We start from the raw sequence: 25,090 nt of genomic DNA, 5'->3' as shown, positions 1-25,090 counted from the left end.
GACAAGCGTTCCTTAAATAAGAGTAATTTATGAATTTGATTCGATTAGCATTACGGAAACCTATAACGATACTGGTATTGGTAGCGGGGCTTTGCTTTTTTGGTGTTAATGCAGTGCGCAATATCAAGATCGACATTTTCCCTTCGCTCGATCTGCCGGTTATTTATATTTCCCATCCATTTGGCGGTTATACCCCTACGCAAATGGAAGCCTTCTTTGGAAAACAATATGTGAACCTGTTATTGTATGTATCTGGCGTAAAAAGCATTGAAACAAAGAATATACAGGGACTAACGTTAATGAAGCTTTCCTTTTACCCCGGCACCAATATGGCGCAGGCAGCGGCGGAAGTGAGCGCGTACTGTAACCGGGCGCAGGCGATCTTCCCGAATGGCTCGCAGCCGCCGTTTATTCTACGCTTCGATGCGTCGACGCTGCCGGTAGGTCAGCTGGTATTGAGCAGCCCTACCCGTAACAACAACGAATTGTTGGACATGGCCAACGTTTATGTGCGTTCTTCCTTTACCTCCATTCCTGGTCTGGTTTCGCCCGCGCCTTTTGGCGGTAACGTGCGTACCATTGTTATCAAGGCCGATCCGGAACTGTTGCGGGCGCATAACCTCACACCCGATCAGCTGGTGCAGGCCCTCCGCATCAATAACCAAACGTCCCCTTCGGGTAATGTGCGTATCGAAGATAAAAACTATATAACGCCTACCAATACCACCATCAGGACCATAAAAGATTTTGAGAATATTCCTTTATTTAAAGGGGGGGTGCAGAACCTGTATTTGCGTGATGTGGCTACGGTGGAAGATGGCGCCGATATTACCTCCGGTTATGCATTGGTGAACGGGAAACGGTCGGTATACCTCCCCATTACCAAATCGGCCGATGCCAGCACCTGGGAAGTGGTGCAGAAATTGAAAGCCGCCCTTCCAAAATTCCAGGCCCAATTACCAGAGGATGTAAAGCTGTCGTACGAATTCGATCAATCGGTATATGTGATCAACTCGGTAAAGAGTTTGATCTCTGAAGGCGCTATTGGCGCTATTCTCACCGGTTTAATGGTGTTATTATTCCTGGGTGATGCCCGGGGCGCATTGATCGTGATACTGACCATTCCTGCCTCAATTATTTCAGGGGTATTATTCCTTTCGCTGTTTGGTCAAACCATAAATATCATGACCTTAAGCGGTCTGTCACTCGCCATTGGGATCCTGGTCGATGAAAGTACGGTGACGATCGAAAATATACACCAGCACTTTGCGATGGGTAAGCCCAAGGCAATGGCCATATGGGATGCGTGTAAGGAAATTGCTTTCCCCAAGTTGCTTATCCTGTTGTGTATCCTGGCGGTTTTTGCGCCTGCATTCACGATGGGGGGCATACCGGGTTCCCTGTTCCTGCCGCTGGCCCTCGCTATTGCATTCTCTATGATCACTTCTTACTTCCTGGCGCAAACATTTGTGCCGATCATGGCTAACTGGGTGATGAAAGCGCATCCTGTCAATCATAGTATGGCTGAACAGGTAAAGGCAGCAACAGCACACAATACCGATACCTGGGACCAAAAGAAAGTGTTGTTGGAAAAAGCAGATAAGGATGCTACCCGCTTCGAGAAATTACGCGCCCGGTTCCTGCGTTTCCTGCAACGGATATTGCCTTACCGTAAACCGGTAGTGCTGGCCTATATTGTATTGGTAAGCGGCGCTGCGGTGCTGTTGCTTGCGAACATTGGCCGCGACGTACTGCCCCGTACCAGTTCAGGGCAATTCCAGTTGCGCATAAAGGCTCCCGAGGGTACACGTATCGAGCGTACGGAAGCGCTCATGATCAAAACATTGGGTGCATTGGATGAATTGGTTGGCAAAAAGAATATTTCCGTTACATCGGCTTTTATTGGTCAACACCCTGCTTTGTTCAGTTCCAGCCCCATCTACCTGTTTATGCCTGGTCCCAATGAAGCCGTTGTGCAGGTACAGTTAAGTGAAGATTATGAAGAAGACCTGGATGACCTGAAGGAAAAGATCAGGGCGAAATTGAATACGGTTATGCCAGAGATAAAACTTTCGTTTGAGCCTATTCAGTTAACCGATAAAATATTAAGCCAGGGATCGCCTACACCGATCGAGGTGCGCATTGCGGGGAGAAATAAAAAACTGAATGAAGAATACGCCAATAAGGTGATCGATAAATTAAAAACAATCCCTTACCTGCGTGATGTACAGTTGGGCCAGAGTACCAAATACCCTGCTATCAATATCAATATTGACAGGACCAGGGCTGCCCAACTGGGTGTTGATATCAATGATATTTCCCGTTCGCTGATCACCTCTACTTCTTCCTCCCGGTATACTGAAAAGAACGTGTGGGTTGATGAGAAATCAAATCTGTCGTACAGTGTGATGGTGTACGTACCTGAAAACAAAATGACCAGCGTGAGCAGCATTGGTGAAATCCCCATCCTGAACAATCAGCCCCGGCCGGTATTGAGCGACGTAGCCTCAATTACGCCTGATATTACTTATGGCGAAAACGACAACCTGGGCGCCATGCCTGTGTTGAGTGTTACTGCCAATTTGAATCATAAAGACCTGGGGACTGCCACCCGTGATGTTCAAAAAGCCCTTCAATCGATGGGTGAATTACCCCGTGGCTTAACGGTTGAACCGATAGGGCTTAGTAATGTACTTACCGATACGCTTGATAGTTTGCAGGGTGGTTTGTTGGTGGCCATTGTGGTGATCTTCCTGATGCTGGCGGCAAACTTCCAGTCGTTCAAAGTATCGGCGGTGATCCTGGCTACCATCCCGGCGGTGATCTTAGGCTCGCTGGTCATGTTGAAATTAACCGGTTCTACCCTTAACCTGCAATCGTATATGGGTATCATTATGTCGGTAGGGGTTTCCATTGCCAACTCGGTGCTGTTGATTACCAATGCAGAACATTTGCGCATGCACAATGGCAATGCCTGGGAATCGGCCAAAGAAGCGGCGGCATTGCGGTTACGCCCCATATTAATGACCACTATTGCGATGGTGGCAGGTATGATCCCCATGGCTTCGGGTTTAGGTGAAGGCGGCGATCAGGCATCACCTTTGGGCCGCGCCGTAATTGGCGGTTTGATCGCCTCTACATTTGCAGCTTTATTTATTCTGCCAATGGTATTTGCGTGGGTGCAGGGGAAAGCTTCAACGCAGTCAGTTTCATTAGACCCCACAGATAAGGAGAGCAAGTTTTATGAAGAAGGGGAATAGACAATAAGCAATCGACAATGCAATTAGTAATTTTGTAAAGACATTATAGAAAAAGAGCGCATATGCAACTTAGAAATTTAATACGTAAAGCAAAGGGATTGACGGCAATAGTCAATACGCCTTATTCTGCCGGCATGGTTTTGATAACCACTGCCGGGTTGCTGGGTTTGTTACAAAGCTGCAGTTCAACCAACGGAAAAGAACCAGCCAACAATTCAATAGCAGCTCCCGTGGCAGCTGTTGTTACACCGGTAGTGCCATTGGAAAAGGGCATGCTGTCTTCAGACCTGCAAATACCCGGTGAGCTGGTTGCCTTTCAACAGGTTGACCTGTATGCAAAGGAAAACAGCTTTGTGCGTAAGTTGTATGTTGATGTGGGCTCTGAAGTAAAGGCCGGACAATTACTGGTGACCATGGAAGCGCCTGAGCTGAATTCGCTGGAAGCAGCTGCACAATCACGATTGAAATCGCAGGAAGCGATCTACATCGCCAGCAAATCAAATTATGACCGTTTGCTGGAGACAAGCAAAACGCCCGGCACCATTTCATCAAATGACCTTGACCAGGCGCTGGCTAAAAAGAACTCAGACTTTGCTCAATGGGATGCAGCAAAAGCGCAATACCGCGAAATTGCCGACAGAAGGAATTACCTGGAAGTAAGGGCGCCGTTCAACGGAGTCATCACTTCCCGTAATGCCAACCCCGGCGCTTATGTTGGCCCCTCCGGTAAAGGATCAGAGTTTCCGCTGTTCACTTTGCAGGAGCAAAAGAAATTGCGTCTGGTGATCTACGTACCTGAAGCGTATACCGGTTATTTGAACCAACAGGATAAAGTGAAATTTAATGTGAATGCTTTCCCCAACGAAAAGTTTTCGGCCCAGGTAAAAAGGCTGGCCGGCGCTCTCGACAACCGCCTGCGTTCGCAACGGATTGAAATGGACGTGACCAATGATAATAAAAAATTATTACCGGGAATGGTAGCGAATGTAAGTATACCACTGTCAACCAAGGACAGTACCTATATTCTTCCCAAATCGGCCATCGTAAGCTCGCAGGAACGCGTGTTTGTAATTAAGGTAGTCAATAATAAAGCAGAATGGGTTGATGTAAAGAAGGGCCGCGAAAATGATGGAAAGGTGGAAGTGTTTGGCGAACTGGCTGCCGGCGACCTTATCGTAAAGCAGGGGAGTGAAGAAGTGCGGAATGGTTCAACTGTAACAGTTAAGCAATAGATAGTAAGTTTTTAGTTTGTCGGTTATTAAGTTTTGAAAAAAAGCAAATAAGCCGTGCCACGGTTTGAGAAATCAAGCTGTAGCGCGGCTTTAAAATTGCTGAACCAACTAAGAACTTATAACTAAGGTCTTAGAGTTTTTGTATTCTCTCATGTAACTGTTGCAAAAATTCTGTGTTCTTATCATCGGCATAGGTACCGTATCCATTCACTAAAATACCCTTTGCACCGGAAGGCGCTTCAATGGCATAAACCACTGCTTCGTCAGCGGGATCGGATTCTCCTTCAAAGCGGTACACTTCTATGATCTCAAAATCATCGTGTCCATAATGCTCACCCAGGTGATCGCTGGCAAGGCGGTTGTCGCGGATATTGAAATCGTATGTATAACCGCGTTTCTTTAATTCGGCAACCGCTTCGGTAATGGTATCGTATGCGTACATAACTATGGTTTTTCCAAAGTTACAATTCTTTAAAGATCAATTCATTCACCAGGTTTATCTCATCCTGGCTAATGGTGTGCCCCATATTCTTGTAAATTTTCTTTGTCACCTTTGCGTGCATGCCCGATAAGATCTCAGCCGTGGCATGCACTCTTTCAACCGGTACATGCGGGTCGGGATCACTGGTGCCAATGAAAACGGGTGTTCCGGCAAAATCACCGGCATAATTTTGATCATATATTTTATCGCCTATCAGTCCGCCGGTGAAGGCTACCACCCCGCCATATTTAGTGGCGTTGCGGGTAACAAATTCCAGCGTTAAACAGGCGCCCTGCGAAAAGCCGAGGAAATAGATGTTTTCTGTTTTAATACCGGTGGCCTGCACGTCTGCTACTGTATCTTTCAACACCGCCAGGGCGCTGGATAGCCAGGGTTCATTTTCTTTGGGGGGCGTAAGAAATGAATACGGATACCAGGTATTATTGGTAGCCTGGGGCGCAAACAAAGCGAAGTCGTTTACCGGCAAATAATTCGCAAGCCCCAGAATGTCTTCTGCACTGCCGCCTCGTCCATGTACCATCACCAATGCTTTTGTGGCTTCGCCTGTTTGCTTTCCAGTTTGTATAATTTGTTTTGTATGCATAGTATTACTGTATCAGTTGGGGTAACACTTTTTCAATTGTGGCCCGTTCGGGTTCATACTGCACAGGCAGTTTCAAATGCGTACCCAGTTCATTCACCGGCTCATCGATCGCAAAACCCGGATTATCTGTAGCCAGTTCAAACAACACGCCGCCGGGTTCGCGGAAATACAAAGAGTAAAAATAATTACGGTCTATCTTCGGTGTTATATTATGTCCCTTGCTGACAATTTTTTCACGGAAGTTCATAAGTACTTCCTCATTCTTCACGCGGAAGGCTACGTGGTGGTTGGTGCCACCGGCTACCAGTCCATGGGTTACTTCCGGTTCTTCAACCAGATCAACTATAGCGGCGTTCTCTATGGCATCAGTTACAAAGCGGTACCTGTTACCTTCCTGTTGTAACAATTTATAACCGAAAATATCGGTGAGAATGCTGGCGGTGGGTTTTATATTCCGCAACGTCAGCACAATACTGTGAAATCCTTTTATCGCTACATCCTTGCTTACCTCACTGGTTGCCCAGGGTGTGCGGTTGTCGGCCTTTTTAGGCTCAACCAGTTGTATACGTAAACCGTCCGGGTCTTCAAAACGAAGGATCTGTTCGCCAAACTGTTCGTCTTTTTGTCCGAACCGTACCTGGTATTTCTCAAAATGATCGCTCCAGAAATCGAGACTGCCGGCGGGAACCGCATAGCCGATATCGGTAGCCATACCCGTTCCAACACGTCCCGGTTTTACATGCGTCCAGGGAAAAAAGGTAAGAATGGTACCAGGGGTACCGTTTTCATTACCATAATAGAAATGGTAAGTGCCCGGGTCATCAAAGTTCACCGTTTTCTTTACCAGTCTTAAACCGAGCACTTTTGTATAGAAATCGTAGTTGCGCTGGGCGTCACCGGCTATCGCCGTAATGTGATGTATGCCCAAAATTTTATCTTCCATAATTGTAAATTCTTATATGAAGCTACGATAAGGTTTAATATGTTGTATCACCGGATGAAACACCAGCCTTGTTGAAAGCCGGTGTTTCACCGGTTTGGGATGGTACAACTTAGGCCGCTTGTTTAACCAGCTGTATTTCAGCAGTGATCTTAATATCATCACCTACCACTACATTACCAGCTTCAGTCACTGCACTCCAGGTTAAACCAAATTCTTTTCTGCTCAATTTACCGGTTACGGTAAAACCAGCTTTTGTTTGTCCATATGGGTCAACTACCACACCGCCGTTCTCTACAGTCAACACTACAGGTTTGGTAATGCCTTTAATGGTAAGGTCGCCATGGAGTTTGCCTTCATCACCTTTAACATCCAGTTTGGTTCCTTTGAAGACGATCTGGTTGTGGTTGGCGGCGCTGAAGAAATCTTCTGATTTCAGGTGGCCATCTCTTTGTTCGTTATTGGTATCGATAGAGGAAACGTCGATGGTTACATCTATTGAACCGGGCTGACTGAAATCATTGCCAGCTGTTTCTGCTGTTACATTAAAAGCTCTGAACTGACCGGTAACAGTACTGATCATAAGGTGTTTTACTTTAAAAGTAATTTCACTGTGCATCGGATCGAGGGTCCATTTAACTTGTGCCATTGTTTTTATTTTTTTGATTATTTATTGTTTAATTGACATCACAAATGTCGTCAGGAAACAGGGGCTGGAGAATAGTGATATACTGGAATCTGTTGTACATTTTATGGAAGCCCCACAACTTCCTGAAGAAGAGCCATTAAAAGCGAATGGCGAACAGGACCCCTGCTCGCCACTCATATATGCTATTTAATAATTGTGTTAAGAAAGCTTTAACAATTGCAGGTCACAATGCACCCTTACTTCATCGCTTAATAATAAGCCGTTCTTATCGAACAACTGGTTCCAGGTAATATTGAAATCCTTCCGGTTCAACACGGTATCCATTTCAAATGCGGCCTTTGTATTGCCCAGGGGATCGGCACACATACCTAGGAAAGTGGCATTAAATGTAAAGGGATGCTCAATGCCTTTTACCGTTAATATGCCGGTTACCTCAATACGTTTATCGTTGGTGGTAACTGCGGTTGAGCGAAACTGTATAGTGGGGAATTGCCGGGCATCGAAAAAATCGGGTGAACGCAAATGGTTATCGCGTTCATTATTGCCGGTATTCAGCGAATGGGTATATATAGTAAGCTGAATTTCACTGTTGTTAAAACCAGTACAGTCGCTCAGCAGGGTTCCTTCAAATTCCCTGAACCAGCCTGATACCGACGTGATCAACAGGTATTTGGCATCGAACCTGATGGTTGAGTGAACGGGATCGATGGCCCAGGTTGCTTTATTTACTGTTGTACTCATAATTTCAACTGTCAAAATAACAAAAAATGGGGCCCGCAGGCAATTGATGATCGCAGGATAATGTTGTACAAATCATGGATAAGATTTTGGGGATTTTTAGATTTCGGGATTTCGGGATTTTGAGATTGGAGAATTATAGTGCGGCCCTGATTTTAAATAAATCCCAAAATCTCTAAATCTCTAAATCAGCAATTATTCCTTCTGGTTCCGGCTCCGGAAATCCGAAAAGCTTTCCCCTGAAGCGTTTTTGAAGAACTTGCTGAAATGGGCCGTGTCATCAAATCCCAGCTCATAGGCGATCTCTTTCATGGTAACCCGTGAATACACTGCCTGGCGTTTTGCTTCCAGGATAATGCGTTGCTGAATATGATGACTGGCGGGGGAACCGGTTATTTTTTTCACCACTTCATTCAAATGGTTAGGCGTAACAGCCAGCGCTTCGGCATAATCGGTAACCATTTTCTTTGTGGTGTAATTTTTTTCAACCAGGGCAAAGAATTGTTTTACCAGGTCAATGCTTTTTGATTGTGCTTCAGTTTCGCGTGGTCTTTCGAACTGGCGGGTAAGGTATATGAGAAATATCTTCAGAAAACCACGCAGGATCTCGGCCCTTAAAATAAAAAAGTTATTGTACTCTTTCAGCATTTTGTCAACGGCATCCTGCATTTCGGCACTCATTTCCGCGTTCACTTTTATCATCGGTGAATTGGAAAAGGTATAGAAGAGCCCGGTATTGAACAGCAGATCGTAATTTTCTTCAGCCACACCCAGGAACTCGGCCATGAACGAGATCACATATCCTTCAGTTTCACCGGTAGTGTTCAGCTGATGCACCTGCCCGGGCGTAATGCAATAAACGGTATTGTCTTCCAGCGCATATTTTTCCAGGTCGATCAGGTGTTGGCCTGTTCCTTTTTTTACCCAGATGATCACAAAGTAATTATGCCGGTGCGGGGTTTCATTTTGTTGGAACCGGTTCTGGGCTATCCACTCCATGGTATGTATCTCGAAAGGTACATTTACCACCGATTGGGGTAGCTCCAGCAATGGATTAGTAACGGCCATGGTATTGGTTAACAGGACCCAATAATAAATATTTTTTATGGTATTGATCTACTCGCTGATCAATAAACTGTTGGCTACTTTAAAACTCACCACCACTGCTTTCTTTCCTTTAAGCATCAGGGTATAGTTCTTATCATATTCTTCCACCTCTTTCACTTTCACCGGGTCGCCAAGTGACAGGCCGATCTTGTCGAGGTAATTTAAAAAAGCCGAGGAGTGGTCGGTAACCCCCGTGAATTTGCCCTGGCTGCCGGGCGGTAAAGCCGCCAACAGCACCGATTTGTTAAGGGCAAAATTGCCCTTGGCATCGGGAATGGGGTCGCCATGGGGGTCGGCTTTGGGAAAATCGAGATAGGCATCCAGCTTGTCGATCAGTTCCTGGCTATGGATATGTTCCAGCTGTTCCGCGATCTCATGCACCTCATCCCACCGGAAACCCAGCTTGTCTACGAGGAATACTTCCCACAGGCGGTGTTTGCGAATGATGCCAATGGCCGCCAGCCTTCCCTTTTCGGTAAGCTTGAATCCTTTTGATTTTTGATAGGCTACCAATTTTTTGGCGCTCATCTTTTTAAGCATGTCGGTCACCGAGGCCATGTGGATGCCTAAAACTTGCGCCAGGGCAGAAGTGGCAACCATTTCGCCGTTGGCTTCCTGTAATTTATAGATGGCTTTCAGATAATTTTCTTCGGCAGATGAATGCACGGGCTCCCAATTTTCGGGCAAATTAGGGAAAGATGCACAAAAGTTGCAAAATTAGGCTTGCCTAATTTTTATTGTTTTATTGATCTAATTATATATTTTTGGGCAACTTTAATTCTTCTGTATGACAAAGAAATGGGTGGTGATGGGCTCGCTCGTTACTATTATACTGGCTGCGCTGGCTTGTGATAAAGTGCTTACAAAACAGCCGGCTAATGATGCAATCCTCGACGGGCCGGTGGAAGGGCTCACCGGCGAGCAGCACCAGATCTTCCTGCGGGGCGATGTAGCGTTTAACGATGATGTATTTACCGCCGCAAACGGACTGGGGCCTTTATTTGTTTCCACTTCCTGCGGCAGTTGCCATGCAGGTGATGGCAAGGGCCACCCGTTTACCACGCTAACGCGGTTTGGGCAAACCGATAGTACCGGAAATCATTTTAAGGACCAGGGCGGTCCGCAATTGCAAAACCGCGCCATTCCTTCTTTTATGCCGGAGCAAATACCTGTTGGCGCCACTTTTTCCAAATTCACCCCACCCGCCAATACCGGGCTTGGTTTTCTGGATGCGGTGCCCGACAATACCCTATTATCAATGGCTGACCCTAACGATGCCGACGGCGATGGAATATCGGGGCGGGTAAACTGGATAACGCTACCCTCGTATATTACTTATCGCCCCGGCACCGTGGAGCATAATAACAGATACATCGGGCGCTTTGGTAAAAAAGCAGCCGTGTACGACCTGATGCAGCAAACGGCCAATGCCTACAACCAGGATATGGGTATTTGTTCTTATTATGAACCATACGATTCGTATACCCACGAGGTAGTAGATCCGGAAGTAACAAACCAGAAAGTGCTTGATCTGGTATTTTATTTAAGAACGCTGAAAGCGCCGGTACAACGCAACCAGAACAATGGCGATGTAATGAGCGGAAAACAACTCTTTATCAATATCGGCTGCGCCAAATGTCATACCCCCGAATTGAAAACAGGTACTTACGCCATTGCTGCGCTGGCCAATAAAACATTTCAACCTTATACTGATCTGTTGCTGCACGATATGGGCAGCGGCCTCAACGATGGTTATACTGAAGGTTCTGCATTGCCTGCTGAATGGCGTACGCCGCCGCTGTGGGGACTGGGGCTTTCGAAAAACTCGCAGGGCCAGCAATACTTCTTGCTGCACGATGGGCGTGCTACCAGTATTGAACAGGCGATCACGCTGCATGGTGGGGAAGGGCAGACCAGCAATACGCGTTTTCAGCAATTATCGGCGGCCGACAGATCGCTGCTGATCAAATTCCTTGAATCATTGTAATCACTAAATACAAGTAGATGAACCGCAGAGAATTCATTGTAAATAGTTGTTCAGCCTGTTTGGGTGCTACTGCTGTATCGGGTTTGTTGTCGTCCTGCGCAACCACCCGCTATGCAAAAGGCACCATGGGAAAAGATGGATTGACCGTTGGGCTGGAAGAGTTTGTAATAAAAAAGAAAGGCAAACCCGCCGGTTACCGGCCGTTTATCATTGTGAATAACGAAAGCCTTCAATATAATATATACGTCTATCGCTTTGGTGAAACCGAATACAGCGCTTTATGGATGCGCTGCACCCACCAGGGAGCGGAACTGCAGGCTTCGGGCGATCAGCTGCAATGTTCGGCGCATGGAAGCGAATTCAATAACAAAGGAAAAGTGACCAGCGGCCCTGCCGATAAAGACCTGCGCAACTTCCCTGTTACGGTAAACAATAATGAGTTATTTATTGATCTCAGAAAAGTATGAAAAAGTATTTTACACTGTTAGTAGCCCTTTATACAGCTTCTGCATCGGTTGCCCAAATAGATCCAACATTGTTGCGGCGCACGCCCAAAGATACCGGCGGCGTACAAATGAATATGGATGCGGTATATAACCGCCCATTCCTGCAGTTGGGCAAACTGCCCGTGGCGTTGGGCGGGTATGTGGAAGCGAATTACCAGTACCTGAAAACAAATGGCATCAGTGAAGGCCACCAGTTCCAGATGCGGCGGATGACCCTGTTTGTTTCTTCTTCTATTTACAAACGCATAAAATTCCTGAGTGAGATTGAGTTTGAGGACGGCGCAAAAGAGATCAGTATAGAATTTGCTTCGGTTGATTTTGAGCTGTCGCCCCTGCTGAATTTCCGCGGTGGGGTGATCATGAACCCTATTGGTGCATTTAATCAGAACCATGATGGCCCCAAATGGGAGTTTATTGACCGGCCGATTTCTGCCACTCAAATGTTGCCCGCTACCTGGAGCAATGTGGGGTTTGGCGTTTTTGGCAAGAAGTATTCAAAAGACTGGGTATACGCCTATGAAGCCTATTTCACCAATGGGTTCGACGACAAGATCATCGATAATAAGACTGGTAAAACTTTTCTGCCGGCATCAAAAGAAAATCCCGACCGGTTTGAAGAGAGCTTTAATGGCAGCCCGCTGTTCACCGGTAAAGTAGCCGTGAAGAACCGGAAAATAGGGGAGTTGGGTTTGTCGTACATGGGCGGCGTTTACAATAAATACCAGGAAGACGGCCTCGTTATTGACAAAAAAAGAAGGGTGAATGTAGTGGCGGTTGACTTCAATACCACTTTACCAAAAATGAATACCTACATCAATGGCGAATGGGCCTGGGTGCATGTAGATGTACCCGATACCTATACCGAACAATTTGGCCGCAAACAGCAGGGTGGTTTTGTAGATATTGTTCAACCTGTGCTTAAAAAGCCGATGATGGGTTTTGAAAACGCCATGCTGAACCTTGCGGTTCGCCTCGAGTATGTTGACTGGAACAAAGGAACGTTTAAATCAACCGGTGGCAATATTTCTGATGATGTATATGCGATCGTTCCCGCCATCAGCTGGCGGCCAACGTCACAAACGGTGATCCGGTTAAATTACCGCCGCAACCAGCAACAGGATATATTAGGCAATCCTCCAGCGACTACGGCAGGTTTTCAATTCGGGTTCTCTACTTATTTTTAATTGACGGAATTGCCCCGCGCGATTGTCGCAATACACCCCCGGTAAAACCGGTTTTCATGTATAGCTTTGTTCTATCAATTAAAACAAAAGTATATGCGACCACTGGTTCAATTTATGCACGTTTCTCTGGATGGTTTTGTAGCCGGCCCAAATGGTGAAATGGATTGGATAAAAGTAGATGATGAAATGTTTGACTATGCAGGCCAGCGCACCAATGAAAGCGATACCGCTTTATATGGCCGGGTTACTTACCAAATGATGGAAGCTTACTGGCCAACGGCAGCCGATCAGCCCAATGCCAGCAAACATGATAAAGAGCATTCTGCCTGGTATAAAAAGGTTGACAAAGTTGTCATTTCAAAGACCATGCAGGGACAACAATTGCCGAATACCATTATTATCGGCGAGGATATTGCTCACCGCGTGAAGGCATTGAAACAACAGGCAGGCAGGGAGATCATTATTTTTGGCAGTCCCGGCGCCTCGCATACGCTTATGCATCATGGCCTCATAGATGAGTTCTGGCTGTTTATAAATCCTATTATACTGGGCCAGGGCATTCCCTTATTTAAAGATGTAAAAGAGGTCACCAAATTGAACCTGGTGAAAAGCTATCAATTTGCTTCGGGGGTAGTGTGTTTGCATTATAAGAAGGGTTAGTTTGTGGTCTATGAATGTTAACTGCTAATAATGAACCTTTGAGATTATAGGTTTATGAAGTAGGAGGTAAGAAGTAGGAATTCTAAAATTTCGGGAACTTCATACCTCTTACTTCCTACTTCGGTTTTTTATATCCACTTCGAAAGCCTTCTCAAGCTTTCAATATTGTATACCCCAGCAAAAACATCAATGAACGGCATGGCAGCTTTCATGCCGGCCACCTCGGGCCGGTAGGCTGTGTAGCCGGCCAGTGGATTTAGCCAGATCACTTTTTTCGATCTGTAGTGAATATGATGCATGCTTTGTTTCAGCAGCTCGATATTACCTGTATCCCAGCCATCGCTTAGAATAATGACGATGGTTTTTGAGTCGATCAGTTTGTGGCTGTATTCGTTCACAAATGTGTTAAGCGATTCGCCGATGCGGGTGCCGCTGTTCCAGCCTTCATTGGCCGTGCTCAGCAGTTCAAGGGCTTCCCCGAAATGTTTTTGTTTCAGCATGGGCGTTATCCGTTGCAGGGAGGTGCTGAAGATGAATGTTTCCATGCGCTGGTATACCTGTTGAAAGGCATACATGAACTGCAGCAGGAAGGAAGAATACAATTCCATTGATTTACTTACGTCGCATAACATCAGCAGCTTTACGCGGTTGCGTTTGGGGCGGCGATGCATAATGTCGATGAGCTCACCGCCGCGGCGCAGGTTCTTGCGCAGGGTTTGCCGCAGATCGGGCAGGTCGGTCTTATTCGATAACTCATACCGGCGGTTCGCTTTGGCTGCCAGCCGCCGCGATAAGCTCCGGATGCATTTCATCAGTTCCGCTACTTCATTATCGGGAACGGCAGAAAAGTCTTTTTGCGACAGGGATTCCTTTACACTGTAGCTGGCGGTTTCTTCTGTTTCTTTATTAGGCCGGCCTTTTAACCAGGCATTGAGCGCCGCAAATTGCGCTTTGGGGGTGGGCGGTTTTTTCTTTTTTGTGCCTTCTTTTCGTTTGGCATCAAGTAGTTTGTCAAGTTGTTTCCAGTACTGGCGGAAAAGCTCATCAAAATCATTCAGGTTACTCTTGCTGCGGCAGATGATCATCTTCAACAACAGGAAAAATGATTCGTGACTGGTATAATCAAAATGCTGCAGCGATTGCAGTATCATCGTTTCTTCTTCTATGCCCACAGTAAACCCCTGCAGCCGCAGGAAGCGGGCGAATTGGACTATATTCTGGGAAAGTGCTGTAAGACGCGTGCTCATAGGTAAAAGAAATAGGATGTAAGAAGTAAGAAATTTAGAGATTTCGGGATTTAGAGATTTATCGGAAAATACAATCCTGTACAAATCCCAAAATCAAGAAATCTCAAAATCAGCAATTTTCCTACAAGGCTTTTATGTTTCAATTTTTGCAATTATCCCTGTTTTCTCCAACAATTCCCCCAACGAAACCTGCACCTGCCTTGTATCCTGCCATTCTTTTAGCACAACGCCTAATGTTTGCTCTATGATTGTTTTGTCAAGGTGCTCTATGTGCAGGGCCGATAGCGCCATGGCCCAGTCGAGGGTTTCGGCCAATCCGGGTGTTTTCTCCAGTTTCATTTTACGCAATTCCTGCATGAACCGGGTGATCTGTTCACTGAGGATTGCATCAATACCTGGTACTTTATTTTTTACGATCAGCCATTCTTTTTCAAAATCGGGATAATCGATATACAGGTAAAGGCATCGCCGCCGCAACGCTTCGCTTAATTCGCGGGTGCGATTGCCGGTCAAAATTACCTGGGGAATATGCGTGGCCTTAATGGTGCCGATCTCGGGGATGGTGATCTGCCAGTCGCTCAGCACTTCCAGCAAAAAACTTTCAAACTCTTCATCGCTTCTGTCAACTTCATCTATCAGCAGTACCGGTTTTTTGGGTTGGCTAATAGCCTGCAACAAGGGCCGCTTCATGAGGAAGGGTTCGCTGAAGATCGTTCTTTCCTTTTCATCAATGGTGTGGGTGTCGTGTTCCGTCATTTTCAGGTGCAGCAACTGGCGCTGGTAATTCCATTCGTACAGGGCATGCGTGGCATCAAGTCCTTCGTAGCATTGCAGGCGAATTAGATCGGTTTGCAGGGCATTGGCCATCACTTTGGCAATTTCGGTTTTACCCACGCCGGCCGGCCCTTCAATTAACAGGGGTTTATTCAACTGCAACGAAAGGAACACCGACATGGCAACGGATTTGTCTGTAATGTACCCCTGTTGTTGTAGCATCGACTGAATGTCGGAAAGTTGTAAATTATTGCTGGGCATGAATGTTACAGGTTGCAGGTTACAAGTTTCAGGTTCTCCAATCCCTGCAACCTGAATCCTGTAACTTGTAACAGTTTTTGATCACAGCGGATCTTTCTCAAACCCATATCACTTTACCATCATCAAAGCTTTCTTAAGGTAAACTTTAGCCAAATGTTTTCTGTAAGCTTCCGACGCATAATGATCGCTCATTACAGTTACTCCCTCTAATGCTGCATTTACAGCCGCGTTGATGGTGTTTTCATCAATTGCTTTTCCGGTAATCGCCTGTTCGGCGCCCGTATCGCGGAATGCATTTTCTCCTACGCCGGTGAATGCTATGTTCGTTTTACCATCGGCAAAGCGCATTACGGCACAGGCAGCCAGGGCAAAACGCGAGGCGGGTTGCGCAAATTTTTGATAGGTGCTTTTGGCGCCATTGGCTGGAACCGGAATGCGAACGGCGGTGATGATCTCATTTGGTTCAAGAGCTGTGGAGAACAAACCCGTAAAGAATTCTGTAGCAGGAATTCTTCTGCGGCCATTGGGGCCCTGTACTTCAATGGCTGCCCCGGCTGCCAGCACCATGGCCGGCCAATCGGCTGCAGGATCGGCATGGGCCAGGCTGCCACCAATGGTACCATGATTGCGCACCTGCATATCGCCGATCATGGCTGCGCCTTCGGTAAAAAGGGGCAGGTGATGCCTGATGAGTGTGTGGTACATAATATCGGCATGCGAGGCTGCTGCGCCGATCACTATTTCTCCATCTTCTTCTTTAATATCTTTCAGGCCCCTGATGCCGCCAATATCAACCAGTTTCGCCGGACGGTTCAGTCGCAGCTTCATGGCTGGTATCAGGCTATGGCCACCGGCCAGTATTTTGGTATCGTCGTTCGACAGGGCCGCAATGGCCTCATCAACTGTTGTTACTTTTTCGTATTCGAATGTTGCTGGGATCATAACACTAATTTGCTTGTTTGAGAATTACGCATCTACCATGGCATGCCAAACCCTTTCAGGTGTCAATGGCATTCTTATATCCTTCACCTTGTGGCCGCCGCTCCAGAGCGCGTCTATCACGGCATTCACGATGGCTGGGGCAGAACCAATGGTGCCGGCTTCTCCCGCACCTTTTACGCCCAATGGGTTGTGCGGACAAGGCGTTACCTGGCTGGCTGTTTCAAACATCGGGAAGTCATCGGCCCGCGGCATGCAGTAATCCATATACGAAGCATTGGTAAGCTGGCCGTTGTCGTCGTATTCAGCGCCTTCGAACAAGGCCTGCCCAATGCCCTGCACTACACCGCCGTGAATTTGTCCTTCCACGATCATGGGGTTTATCACATTGCCCACATCATCAACCGCAATAAAGCGCTTTAGCGACACTTTGCCGGTTTCCTTATCCACTTCTACCACCGCAATATGGCAACCGAATGGATACGTAAAGTTGGCCGGGTCGTAAAAGCTGGCGAAATCAAGGCCCGGTTCCAGGTCTTTCGGATATACATGCGGTACATAGGCCGTAAGGGCTACTTCGCCAAACCCGATCGATTTGTCGGTTCCTTTTACGGTGAAATTGCCCGATTTAAATTCTATATCGTCTGCACTGGCTTCGAGTTTATGGGCGGCAATTTTCTTTCCCTTTTCTATTATTTTATCAATGCTTTTCATAATAGCGCTTCCGCCTACTGCCAGGCTCCGCGATCCATACGTGCCCATACCAAAGGCCACCGCTTCGCTATCGCCATGTACAATTTCCACATCATCGAGGTTGATGCCTAATTTATCGGCCACTATCTGGGCAAAGGTGGTCTCGTGCCCCTGACCGTGCGAATGCGAACCGGTATACACACTTACCTTGCCGGTAGGCTGCACCCGTACCTGTGCCGACTCAAACAAGCCGGCCCGGCAACCCAGTGAACCTACAATGGCCGAAGGGGCAATGCCACAAGCTTCTATATATGTGGAGAAACCAATGCCTACCAGTTTTCCATTGTGCGCCGCTTCCTGTTGTTCGCGCCGTACATCGGCATAATTCACCATTTCCAACCCTTTCTTTAAAACGCCTTCATAATTACCGCTGTCGTATTGCAGCGCTACCTGGGTTTGATAGCCCGGTTGTTGCACCCCATCAAACGGCGGAATGAAATTCCTGAAACGCAATTCGGCCGGGTCCATATCCATTTCATGTGCGGCCAGGTCTATCAGCCGTTCCAGTAAGTAGGTGGCTTCGGGGCGGCCGGCGCCGCGATAAGCATCCACAGGAGTGGTATTGGTGAATACGGCCGTTACATCTACATTTATTTTGGGTGTGGTATATAAGCCCTGCAGCAAAGTGCCATGTAAATAAGTAGGTACGCAGCTGCTGAAGGTAGAAAGATAAGCGCCGAGATTGGCATAGGTCTTTACCCGTAGCGCCACTATTTTTCCATTGGCGTCGAAACCCATTTCGGCTTTGGTAACGTGGTCACGGCCATGCGCATCCAGTAAAAAACTTTCGGATCTTTCAGAAGTCCATTTTACCGGGCGGCCGATCTTTTTGCTGCACCAGGTGAGCAATGCTTCTTCGGTATAATGAAAGATCTTGCTGCCAAAACCGCCGCCTACATCGGGGCTCACCACGCGTACCTTGTGTTCCGGAATGCCCAGTACAAAGGCGCACATCAGCAGACGGATCAGGTGCGGATTTTGCGAGCTGGTATATAAAGTGTACTTCTCACTAACAGGATCGTACGAACTGTTATAGCTGCGGGGTTCAATGGCATTGGGCACCAGGCGCTGGTTCACAAAATCAAGCGTGGTCACATGTGCTGCCTTGTCCATGGCCTCGTTCACTTCTTCAATGGGATTGCCCAGTACCCAGTCGAAACTTTTATTGTTGGGCACGTCATCGTGCACCAGCGGGGCGCCGGCCTGAACCGCTTTGGCGGCATCTACCACGCAGGGCAATTCTTCCATCTCAACCTTTACTGCTTCGGCGGCATCGGTGGCCTGTTCTTTTGTTTCGGCAATAACGACGGCAATGGCATCACCGGCATGCCGGGCTTTATCGGCCACCAGCAGGGGATGCTTGGGTTCCTTCATGGTATCGCCGTTCTTGAAATTCACCTGCCAGCCGCAGGGAACGCCATTTACTGCTGCCAGGTCGGCGCCGGTGAAAATGGCGATAACGCCCGGCATTTCCTTCGCCGCACTGGTGTCAATATTCAGGATGCGTGCGTGGGCATACTGGCTTCTTACAAATGCCGCATAGGTTTGATGCGGCAGTACAATATCATCGGTGTAATTACCATGGCCGGTAATGAACCGTTTATCTTCAACGCGTTTAACGGCTCGGCCTATCAGTCCGTTGGTACTCATATATAATAATGTTGAATCGTTATTAATGTTGCTTTGAGGGCATGATGAATGTTACCGGTTACTGGTTTCCTGTTACCAGGCCCGGCAACCGGTACCTGGGTAACTGGCAACTGGTTTAATGTACCACAGCAGCTTCACTTATTTTCTTAGCTGCATACTGTACAGATTTCACTATATTATGATATCCCGTACAACGGCAGAAGTTGCCTTCCAGTGCATGGCGAATATCCTGTTCCGTTGGCTGGGGGGTATGTTGCAGCAGATCGGCAGCCGTCATGATCATGCCTGGTGTGCAAAAGCCGCATTGCAATCCGTGGCATTCGTTAAATCCTTCCTGTAGCGGATGCAGCTCACCGTTGTGCGACAATCCTTCAATGGTAGTTATTTGGCAGCCATCGGCCTGCACGGCCAGCATGGTGCAGCATTTGGTGGCTTTGCCGTTCACGTGTATGGTGCAGGCGCCGCAGCTGCTGGTGTCGCAGCCCACATGGGTGCCTGTCAGCCGCAATACATCGCGTAAATAGTTTACGAGCAGTAAACGGGGTTCAACAAAGTGACTGTATTCAACACCATTGACCGTAACATGTATTCTGGTGCTCATGTAGTGTGGTTTAATTATGTATGAACAATATTATTTTCTAAGATGCTGATGTTTTGGCCAGTTCCTTTTCGAGGTTTGAAAAAAATTGTTTGGTGAGCGTGTTCGAAACCCCACCCATGACCCGTTGTCCCAACGAAGCCAGCATGCCGCTGATTTTAACATCGCCATCAAATGCGATCTCCGTGTCGCTGTCGCCTATGGGCGACAGGTTAATTTTAACGGCGGCATTGGCATTGCCTATTTTACTGTTCTGTTGTGCTTTTAGGGTAAATGCATTGGGTTCCTGCAGGTCGTCGAGTTGCAGGTTGCCGGTAAAAGAGCCGCTAACCGGACCCAGTTTAATATCGAGAATTGAGTTAAAGGTATGATCGCCTGTTTTTTCAAGGCGTGAAATGCCGGGCACAATGTGGGCGAGGGTATCAGGATTCATCAGGGCCGCCCAAACTTTGGGTGGTGCTGCATGTAATACATATTTCCCCGCTAGTTGCATATGGCATGGTTTTAAAGACCGCAGGGAACGGACTAATGATAATGAGCGTTGAAGGCAATCGTTTAATACTCTATTAAGTTAAGGAAAAAAATGAAGGGAAGAAAAAATAAGCAGCAGGCAGGAAGTAAAATATTCTGAGATTTGGGGATTTAGAGATTTTGAGATTTGCCGAAAATGTTCAAGCCTGAGCAAATCCCAAAATCTCAAGATCAGCAAATACTTTCTGCTTACGGGTATAACAGGTACTTTTTCCGCATTATTTTGTATTGGGAAAGCCCGGGCTCCCAGGAATTCTGGATCTGTTTTACGGTTTTTCCTTCCATAATTTGTTTTTTGAATTCGGCCGTGCCGGCGAGGAAGTCGATATTGCCGATCTGTTTGCTGATGGAGCGGTCGAAAAAGCGTTCTTTTTCGGGGTATGCCTTATATAATTCGATCATCCATTCAATATTGATCCTTTTGCTTTTGCGCAATTTCGAAACATCGTAGGGGCGAAGGTCGAGTCCATAACAAACCTCGTTCATATACAGCGGCGATTCGGCCATGCCGGGAATGCTAACCGGGGTAAAGGAGAAGGCGTATTTGCCCTTCAATGCAGGAGCGCCCAGAACGGTGAACGGAAATTGGGTACCGCGGCCATGGTTTAATGCCACGCCTTCGAACAAACAGGTGGAGGGATACAGCATAATACTTTGCTGGGTATTTAAATTGGGCGAGGGTTTTACCGGCAGCACGTATTCCATGTCATGGTTGTAGTTCTTTACCGGAATAATGGTGATCTGGCATTTCTTTTTGCCGGGCAGCCAGCCTTCGCCATTGATCATTTGGGCAAATTCGCCAATCGTCATGCCATGCGCAATCGGGATGGGAAATTGTCCGATCCCCGATTTATAATTCATATCGAGAATAGGCCCATCAACCAGGTAACCGTTGGGATTGGGCCGGTCGAGTATCAGCAGTGGTTTGTTGTTCTCGGCACACGATTCCATTACATCGCGCAGAATATTAATATAGGTATAGAAGCGGCAACCTACATCCTGTACATCGAAGATCATGATGTCAACATCGGCCAGATCGGCTTCTGTTGGTTTTCTTTTATTACCGTATAAAGAGATAATAGGGATGCCGGTTGCCGCATCGGTTTCGTCTGATACATGGGCGCCGGCGCTGGCCTTGCCCCTGAAACCATGTTCGGGACCAAATGCTTTTACGAATTTGATACCGCGGTTAATGAGGCTATCGACCAGGTGTTTTTTACCGATGGTGGTAGTAGGGTTGGCGAGAATGCCTACACGTTTGTTTTTAAGAAGATCAATATATTTCTCCGTTTGATCGGCGCCGGTGATTATTGGGTGAATGGCGAGTGGTGAATGATGAGTGGGCGATGTCCAACTTACAATCAACAGTATTGCGATTATACAGTATAGCTTCATAAAAATATATTGAGTATATGCGTATTTAATTACTGTTCTTTTTAAAGTCTGCTAATGGAACAGGCTTCCGGCAACTGCTAAGATAACTTCTTCATGATTGCGAGGTTGCCAGCCGGGTAATTTTTTTGCTTTTTTATTGCTTGCTTTCTTGTTTCTGCAAAACCGGGCAATAATATCGGTAAGCACGGGGTTGAGCACGGCAAAAAGGTGCACGGTTGTTTTTACGGTATAACCCAGTTGCAGTAATTGAATAATGCAATAAAAGCCAACGAACCCATGCCGTAGTACGGTTTGCCGGGGCCACGTTTTTTATTGGCTAATTGGTATATTTGACTCCATCAAAAGCCAGTTATGCCCGCACAGGATTCCATTGATGCACTGATCAGCTATTTCGACAAGATGATACCGTTGAATAATGATGAAAAGGAATTGGTGAAAAAGACGTTTCATCACCGCCTGTATCGAAAACGGCAATATGTATTGCAGGAAGGCGATGTATGTGTTCACATAAATTTTGTGGTGCGGGGCTGTTTACGGATGTATAAAATAGATGACCAGGGCAATACGCATGTTCTGCATTTTGCCGCCGAAAATTACTGGATCAATGATCTGGGTAGCTTTCATGGCTTGCACCCCTCTGGTTTGAATATAGATGCCCTGGAAGATACCGTTGTTTTACAGATCAGCCGGGACGACATGATCACGCTGTATACCCAGGCGCCCAAGTTCGACCGCATCTTTCGCGTACTGATTGAAAACAGTTATGTGCGGTTGCAGCAACGATTGTTACAGAATATTAGTTCCACCGCAGAAGAGCGGTATAAGTCCTTCCTCGAGGTATACCCCCACCTGGCCAACCGGTTGGCACAGGTACAAATAGCTGCTTTTTTAGGGATTACGCCCGAGTTTCTGAGCCGGTTACGGAACCGGATGAGCAAACCGCCAAAGACAAAATCTTAAACCAGATCAATACTTTTTCTTAATTCAGGTCATTGGACGCAGGACAGTCTTTGCCGGAAATTTGTGTCATCAAACAACTATTAAATCTCAAAAAATTAGTTATGACACAAAAGATCGCAGTTATAGGATTAGGCAATATTGGCCAGATAGTGGCCACCAACCTGGTAAAAGGAAACCGTTCCGTAATTATAGCCGACCGCACCTTGTCAAAAGCACAGGAACTGGCAGGCAAACTGGGCAAGCTGGCAAAGCCATCAGATATTCCATCCGCTATCAAAGAAGCAGATATTGTTGTTTTGTCGGTATGGTTCTCCGTTATTAAAGAGTTCCTCGTGCAATATGCGGCTGAACTGCAGGGAAAGATCATCATTGATCCTTCGAACCCCATTGCGCCGGACGGCAAGGGTGGTTTTGTAAAAGCGATAGGGGAGAAGGAGTCGGCCGGACAGATCCTTTCCAGTTTATTACCCAAAGGCGCCAGGCTGGCCAAAGCATTGGGTACATTGGGCGCTGCAACATTGGCCAGTGCGGCACATCAAAACCCCGAAAATGTTCTTTTCTATGCAACAGACGATACCAGCATCAATGCGGCTATTGAAGAACTGCTCCACGACAGCGGTTTTGCACCGGTGCGGGTGGGCGGTCTTGATCAGTCAATTCGCATTGAAGTTTTTGGCGACCTGCACGAATATGGAGCGCTGGGAAAAACCGTTACGTTAAGTGAAGCGAAGGAGAAAGTAGAAGCAGCTATTGCTTAGTAAAAAGTATTGACATAGGTGAGCGTGATCCCGGTTTGGCCGGGATTGCGCTTTTTGGTGCCCGAGTTGTTAACGATTTGTAATTTTTGTGGCAACGGCCACGCAGTGCTCAAATGAGCCCTTGATTTGGCTTGCATTGCGTATATTTATCGCACACACTTACCGGTATGACTTTTATCATGAAAATTATTTATAGGAGTCGCATCCTTTTCCTTCTTTGTACAATTATTCCGTTTGCTTCCTTTTCACAGGCATTTTCAGATACCGCCATTTTAATAGAAAAGATCTTTTCCCGCTATACACCACAAAATCCAGGCTGTCAATTATCGATCAGTAGAAATGATGAGGTTATTTTTTCCAGGGCCTGGGGAAATGCTGACCTTGAAAATAATGTCCCGCTAACGACAAGATCTATTATTGAAGCAGGCTCTGTATCCAAACAGTTTACTGCAGCAGCGATCCTTTTATTGGAACAACAGGGAAAGCTTTCCGTGAATGATGATGTTCGGAAATTTATCCCTGAATTGCCCAATTACGGAATAGTGATCAGGATCAAACATCTGATACACCATACCAGTGGACTGAAAGACTGGGGAAGCATTGCGCAAATGACAGGGTGGGCGCGCGGCACAAAAGCTTACCGCAATGAAGATGCGTTGGAAATAGTGGCACGGCAAAAGACATTGAATAATGTGCCCGGTGCAGAATTTCTTTATAGCAACTCGAACTACAATTTATTAGCCATCATTGTTCAAAGAGCCAGTGGAATGAGTCTGGCAGCGTTTACCAGGGAATATATTTTCATACCGGCTGGAATGACCCAAACGCAATGGCGGGATAATTACAAAAGAATTGTTCCCAACCGGTCAATAGCGTATGTAAAAGTTGATTCAGGCTATGAGGCTGATATGCCGAATGAGTATGTATATGGCAATGGCGGGTTGCTTACAACAACCGAAGATCTGCTTAAATGGAATGCCTGGCATTTTTCAGGAAAGTTTGGAAATCCATCATTGTTGCAAAAGCAAACTGCCGTGGATACGTTTAACAATAAGCTTATAAATTATTATGGCGCTGGATTATTTATTCAATCGGTTGGTGGCATAAAAGTTATAAGGCATACCGGTGCCACCGGTAGTTACCGGTGTTATTTGGGGTATTATCCTGAGCTGAAGTTGTCTATAGCGTGGCTTAGCAATACTTCGCAGTTCGATACATCAAAATATAATGTCGTTGGAGAAGTCGAAAAACTATTCTTCAGGAAAAAAGCTCCCTTGTTGTCAAAAAAAGACGAACCACAGACTGTTCCGTTGGAGAAAATTAAAGTTTATTCAGGGCGGTATCGTAATGAGAGAACCGCCAATGTCATACAGCTGGAAATAAAAGACGGGCAATTATTTATTGATAATAGAATGCCTCTTAAACCGGTGGGGGTAAATGTTTTTAAAGTACAGAACGATTTATTATCCTTTGATAAGCCGGATGCGTTTTGTTGGGGGAATGAAGATCAGGATACGGTCAGATACATTCGAGTTGAGCCTGCAGACGTTTCAGCAGCCACCATTGGAGCGTACACCGGAAAGTACTTTTCAGATGAAACCCAGTCGGGCCTCACCGTTGCCCAACAAAACGGTACATTGCTTGTGCAGGTAAACAGTTATACTTCTTACGATTTGAAACCGATATATAAGGATGCTTTTCGCATTGTAGATGCGGATGGTGTGATCACCTTCGAAAGGAATGAAAAAAGCAAGATCGTAAAGATGAAGATCAGTGTTAGCAGGGCGAGGAATGTGGAGTTTATGAAGATGGATTAGATATGTTCGGTGTATGTTGTGTGTAGGAGATGTCGGCTAATATTCCCATTTTCTGATAA

The 25,090-nt window shown here is 46.5% G+C and carries 24 protein-coding genes; 9 read left to right on the top strand and 15 right to left on the bottom strand.

Annotated features, from left to right (window positions below):
- Positions 1 to 29 precede the first annotated feature (29 nt).
- On the top strand, positions 30 to 3,260 hold the full coding sequence (locus A3860_RS23325; RefSeq protein ID WP_081150503.1) for an efflux RND transporter permease subunit: 3,231 nt from the start codon (positions 30 to 32) through the stop codon (positions 3,258 to 3,260).
- Between the two features lie 62 nt (positions 3,261 to 3,322).
- Positions 3,323 to 4,492, top strand: a complete 1,170-nt coding sequence (locus A3860_RS23320; RefSeq protein WP_081150501.1) for an efflux RND transporter periplasmic adaptor subunit — start codon at positions 3,323 to 3,325, stop codon at positions 4,490 to 4,492.
- Between the two features lie 130 nt (positions 4,493 to 4,622).
- On the opposite strand, the gene A3860_RS23315 is transcribed toward A3860_RS23320, so the two are convergent.
- The 7 genes from A3860_RS23315 to A3860_RS23285 form a co-directional block, all read right to left on the bottom strand.
- A complete protein-coding gene (locus A3860_RS23315) occupies positions 4,623 to 4,934 on the bottom strand; it encodes a hypothetical protein (RefSeq protein ID WP_081150499.1) in 312 nt (103 codons plus the stop codon).
- A gap of 19 nt (positions 4,935 to 4,953) precedes the next feature.
- Positions 4,954 to 5,577: an alpha/beta hydrolase gene (locus tag A3860_RS23310; RefSeq protein ID WP_081150497.1), complete on the bottom strand. Its 624-nt coding sequence runs from the start codon at positions 5,575 to 5,577 to the stop codon at positions 4,954 to 4,956.
- A gap of 4 nt (positions 5,578 to 5,581) precedes the next feature.
- Positions 5,582 to 6,520: a ring-cleaving dioxygenase gene (locus tag A3860_RS23305; RefSeq protein WP_081150495.1), complete on the bottom strand. Its 939-nt coding sequence runs from the start codon at positions 6,518 to 6,520 to the stop codon at positions 5,582 to 5,584.
- Between the two features lie 109 nt (positions 6,521 to 6,629).
- Positions 6,630 to 7,166 carry a YceI family protein gene (locus tag A3860_RS23300; protein WP_081150493.1) on the bottom strand — a complete coding sequence of 179 codons (537 nt, stop codon included), beginning with the start codon at positions 7,164 to 7,166 and terminating at the stop codon, positions 6,630 to 6,632.
- A gap of 198 nt (positions 7,167 to 7,364) precedes the next feature.
- Entirely contained in the window at positions 7,365 to 7,907 is a 543-nt protein-coding gene (locus A3860_RS23295) for a YceI family protein (RefSeq protein ID WP_081150491.1), read from the bottom strand.
- A gap of 192 nt (positions 7,908 to 8,099) precedes the next feature.
- On the bottom strand, positions 8,100 to 8,972 hold the full coding sequence (locus tag A3860_RS23290) for an AraC family transcriptional regulator (protein WP_081150489.1): 873 nt from the start codon (positions 8,970 to 8,972) through the stop codon (positions 8,100 to 8,102).
- A 48-nt stretch (positions 8,973 to 9,020) separates the two neighbouring features.
- Entirely contained in the window at positions 9,021 to 9,677 is a 657-nt protein-coding gene (locus tag A3860_RS23285) for a metal-dependent transcriptional regulator (protein WP_081150597.1), read from the bottom strand.
- A gap of 121 nt (positions 9,678 to 9,798) precedes the next feature.
- On the opposite strand from A3860_RS23285, the gene A3860_RS23280 reads away from it, so the two are divergent.
- The 4 genes from A3860_RS23280 (at position 9,799) to A3860_RS23265 (ending at position 13,348) form a co-directional block, all read left to right on the top strand.
- Positions 9,799 to 10,998 (top strand): di-heme oxidoredictase family protein, encoded by a 1,200-nt coding sequence (locus tag A3860_RS23280; RefSeq protein ID WP_081150487.1) that lies wholly within the window; start codon positions 9,799 to 9,801, stop codon positions 10,996 to 10,998.
- Positions 10,999 to 11,015: 17 nt separating this feature from the next.
- Positions 11,016 to 11,465, top strand: coding sequence for a QcrA and Rieske domain-containing protein (locus A3860_RS23275; protein WP_081150485.1), 450 nt, complete (start codon positions 11,016 to 11,018; stop codon positions 11,463 to 11,465).
- Positions 11,462 to 12,688, top strand: coding sequence for a hypothetical protein (locus tag A3860_RS23270; protein ID WP_081150483.1), 1,227 nt, complete (start codon positions 11,462 to 11,464; stop codon positions 12,686 to 12,688). The genes A3860_RS23275 and A3860_RS23270 overlap by 4 nt, the downstream gene beginning before the upstream one ends.
- Positions 12,689 to 12,781: 93 nt before the next feature.
- Positions 12,782 to 13,348, top strand: coding sequence for a dihydrofolate reductase family protein (locus tag A3860_RS23265; protein ID WP_081150481.1), 567 nt, complete (start codon positions 12,782 to 12,784; stop codon positions 13,346 to 13,348).
- Between the two features lie 128 nt (positions 13,349 to 13,476).
- On the opposite strand, the gene A3860_RS23260 is transcribed toward A3860_RS23265, so the two are convergent.
- The 7 genes from A3860_RS23260 to A3860_RS23230 all read right to left on the bottom strand — a co-directional run bounded on the left by A3860_RS23260 (position 13,477) and on the right by A3860_RS23230 (position 21,496).
- Positions 13,477 to 14,595: a vWA domain-containing protein gene (locus A3860_RS23260; protein ID WP_081150479.1), complete on the bottom strand. Its 1,119-nt coding sequence runs from the start codon at positions 14,593 to 14,595 to the stop codon at positions 13,477 to 13,479.
- Between the two features lie 132 nt (positions 14,596 to 14,727).
- The gene (locus tag A3860_RS23255) at positions 14,728 to 15,630 is read right to left on the bottom strand and encodes an AAA family ATPase (RefSeq protein WP_081150477.1); all 903 of its coding nucleotides are present in this window, start codon (positions 15,628 to 15,630) and stop codon (positions 14,728 to 14,730) included.
- Between the two features lie 108 nt (positions 15,631 to 15,738).
- The gene (locus A3860_RS23250; protein WP_081150475.1) at positions 15,739 to 16,572 is read right to left on the bottom strand and encodes an FAD binding domain-containing protein; all 834 of its coding nucleotides are present in this window, start codon (positions 16,570 to 16,572) and stop codon (positions 15,739 to 15,741) included.
- Positions 16,573 to 16,596: 24 nt separating this feature from the next.
- On the bottom strand, positions 16,597 to 18,972 hold the full coding sequence (locus tag A3860_RS23245) for a xanthine dehydrogenase family protein molybdopterin-binding subunit (protein ID WP_081150474.1): 2,376 nt from the start codon (positions 18,970 to 18,972) through the stop codon (positions 16,597 to 16,599).
- Between the two features lie 115 nt (positions 18,973 to 19,087).
- Positions 19,088 to 19,573: a (2Fe-2S)-binding protein gene (locus tag A3860_RS23240; protein ID WP_081150472.1), complete on the bottom strand. Its 486-nt coding sequence runs from the start codon at positions 19,571 to 19,573 to the stop codon at positions 19,088 to 19,090.
- Positions 19,574 to 19,610: 37 nt separating this feature from the next.
- Complete coding sequence (locus A3860_RS23235; RefSeq protein ID WP_081150470.1) at positions 19,611 to 20,063, bottom strand: CoxG family protein; 453 nt, start codon at positions 20,061 to 20,063, stop codon at positions 19,611 to 19,613.
- Between the two features lie 227 nt (positions 20,064 to 20,290).
- On the bottom strand, positions 20,291 to 21,496 hold the full coding sequence (locus A3860_RS23230; protein WP_081150468.1) for an exo-beta-N-acetylmuramidase NamZ family protein: 1,206 nt from the start codon (positions 21,494 to 21,496) through the stop codon (positions 20,291 to 20,293).
- 351 nt (positions 21,497 to 21,847) lie between these two features.
- On the opposite strand from A3860_RS23230, the gene A3860_RS23225 reads away from it, so the two are divergent.
- Together A3860_RS23225 and A3860_RS23220 are read left to right on the top strand one after the other, a co-directional pair.
- The gene (locus A3860_RS23225) at positions 21,848 to 22,456 is read left to right on the top strand and encodes a Crp/Fnr family transcriptional regulator (protein ID WP_081150467.1); all 609 of its coding nucleotides are present in this window, start codon (positions 21,848 to 21,850) and stop codon (positions 22,454 to 22,456) included.
- A gap of 101 nt (positions 22,457 to 22,557) precedes the next feature.
- Complete coding sequence (locus tag A3860_RS23220; RefSeq protein ID WP_081150465.1) at positions 22,558 to 23,214, top strand: NADPH-dependent F420 reductase; 657 nt, start codon at positions 22,558 to 22,560, stop codon at positions 23,212 to 23,214.
- Here A3860_RS23220 and A3860_RS41200 read toward each other — a convergent pair.
- Positions 23,211 to 23,351 carry a hypothetical protein gene (locus A3860_RS41200; RefSeq protein ID WP_158085334.1) on the bottom strand — a complete coding sequence of 47 codons (141 nt, stop codon included), beginning with the start codon at positions 23,349 to 23,351 and terminating at the stop codon, positions 23,211 to 23,213. The two genes, A3860_RS23220 and A3860_RS41200, sit on opposite strands and share 4 nt — an antisense overlap.
- A gap of 42 nt (positions 23,352 to 23,393) precedes the next feature.
- On the opposite strand from A3860_RS41200, the gene A3860_RS23215 reads away from it, so the two are divergent.
- Positions 23,394 to 25,031 (top strand): serine hydrolase domain-containing protein, encoded by a 1,638-nt coding sequence (locus A3860_RS23215; RefSeq protein ID WP_158085333.1) that lies wholly within the window; start codon positions 23,394 to 23,396, stop codon positions 25,029 to 25,031.
- The last annotated feature ends 59 nt before the right edge of the window (positions 25,032 to 25,090 follow it).

It is taken from the genome of Niastella vici (assembly GCF_002077945.1).
Taxonomy (GTDB): domain Bacteria; phylum Bacteroidota; class Bacteroidia; order Chitinophagales; family Chitinophagaceae; genus Niastella; species Niastella vici.
Note: the sequence above shows the minus strand (reverse complement) of the source record. Positions and strands in the feature narration are given on the sequence as shown.

Bases quoted from the DNA above. Each gene is read 5' to 3' on its own strand.
- A3860_RS23275 (WP_081150485.1), top strand. From the start codon at position 11,016: ATGAACCGCAGAGAATTCATTGTAAATAGTTGTTCAGCCTGTTTGGGT.
- A3860_RS23310 (WP_081150497.1), bottom strand. From the start codon at position 5,577: ATGCATACAAAACAAATTATACAAACTGGAAAGCAAACAGGCGAAGCC.
- A3860_RS23290 (WP_081150489.1), bottom strand. From the start codon at position 8,972: ATGGCCGTTACTAATCCATTGCTGGAGCTACCCCAATCGGTGGTAAAT.
- A3860_RS23220 (WP_081150465.1), top strand. From the start codon at position 22,558: ATGACACAAAAGATCGCAGTTATAGGATTAGGCAATATTGGCCAGATA.
- A3860_RS23315 (WP_081150499.1), bottom strand. From the start codon at position 4,934: ATGTACGCATACGATACCATTACCGAAGCGGTTGCCGAATTAAAGAAA.
- A3860_RS23255 (WP_081150477.1), bottom strand. From the start codon at position 15,630: ATGCCCAGCAATAATTTACAACTTTCCGACATTCAGTCGATGCTACAA.
- A3860_RS23325 (WP_081150503.1), top strand. From the start codon at position 30: ATGAATTTGATTCGATTAGCATTACGGAAACCTATAACGATACTGGTA.
- A3860_RS23295 (WP_081150491.1), bottom strand. From the start codon at position 7,907: ATGAGTACAACAGTAAATAAAGCAACCTGGGCCATCGATCCCGTTCAC.
- A3860_RS23225 (WP_081150467.1), top strand. From the start codon at position 21,848: ATGCCCGCACAGGATTCCATTGATGCACTGATCAGCTATTTCGACAAG.
- A3860_RS23265 (WP_081150481.1), top strand. From the start codon at position 12,782: ATGCGACCACTGGTTCAATTTATGCACGTTTCTCTGGATGGTTTTGTA.
- A3860_RS23260 (WP_081150479.1), bottom strand. From the start codon at position 14,595: ATGAGCACGCGTCTTACAGCACTTTCCCAGAATATAGTCCAATTCGCC.
- A3860_RS23235 (WP_081150470.1), bottom strand. From the start codon at position 20,063: ATGCAACTAGCGGGGAAATATGTATTACATGCAGCACCACCCAAAGTT.
- A3860_RS23250 (WP_081150475.1), bottom strand. From the start codon at position 16,572: ATGATCCCAGCAACATTCGAATACGAAAAAGTAACAACAGTTGATGAG.
- A3860_RS23270 (WP_081150483.1), top strand. From the start codon at position 11,462: ATGAAAAAGTATTTTACACTGTTAGTAGCCCTTTATACAGCTTCTGCA.
- A3860_RS41200 (WP_158085334.1), bottom strand. From the start codon at position 23,351: ATGCAAGCCAAATCAAGGGCTCATTTGAGCACTGCGTGGCCGTTGCCA.
- A3860_RS23280 (WP_081150487.1), top strand. From the start codon at position 9,799: ATGACAAAGAAATGGGTGGTGATGGGCTCGCTCGTTACTATTATACTG.
- A3860_RS23320 (WP_081150501.1), top strand. From the start codon at position 3,323: ATGCAACTTAGAAATTTAATACGTAAAGCAAAGGGATTGACGGCAATA.
- A3860_RS23305 (WP_081150495.1), bottom strand. From the start codon at position 6,520: ATGGAAGATAAAATTTTGGGCATACATCACATTACGGCGATAGCCGGT.
- A3860_RS23240 (WP_081150472.1), bottom strand. From the start codon at position 19,573: ATGAGCACCAGAATACATGTTACGGTCAATGGTGTTGAATACAGTCAC.
- A3860_RS23215 (WP_158085333.1), top strand. From the start codon at position 23,394: ATGAAAATTATTTATAGGAGTCGCATCCTTTTCCTTCTTTGTACAATT.
- A3860_RS23230 (WP_081150468.1), bottom strand. From the start codon at position 21,496: ATGAAGCTATACTGTATAATCGCAATACTGTTGATTGTAAGTTGGACA.
- A3860_RS23245 (WP_081150474.1), bottom strand. From the start codon at position 18,972: ATGAGTACCAACGGACTGATAGGCCGAGCCGTTAAACGCGTTGAAGAT.
- A3860_RS23300 (WP_081150493.1), bottom strand. From the start codon at position 7,166: ATGGCACAAGTTAAATGGACCCTCGATCCGATGCACAGTGAAATTACT.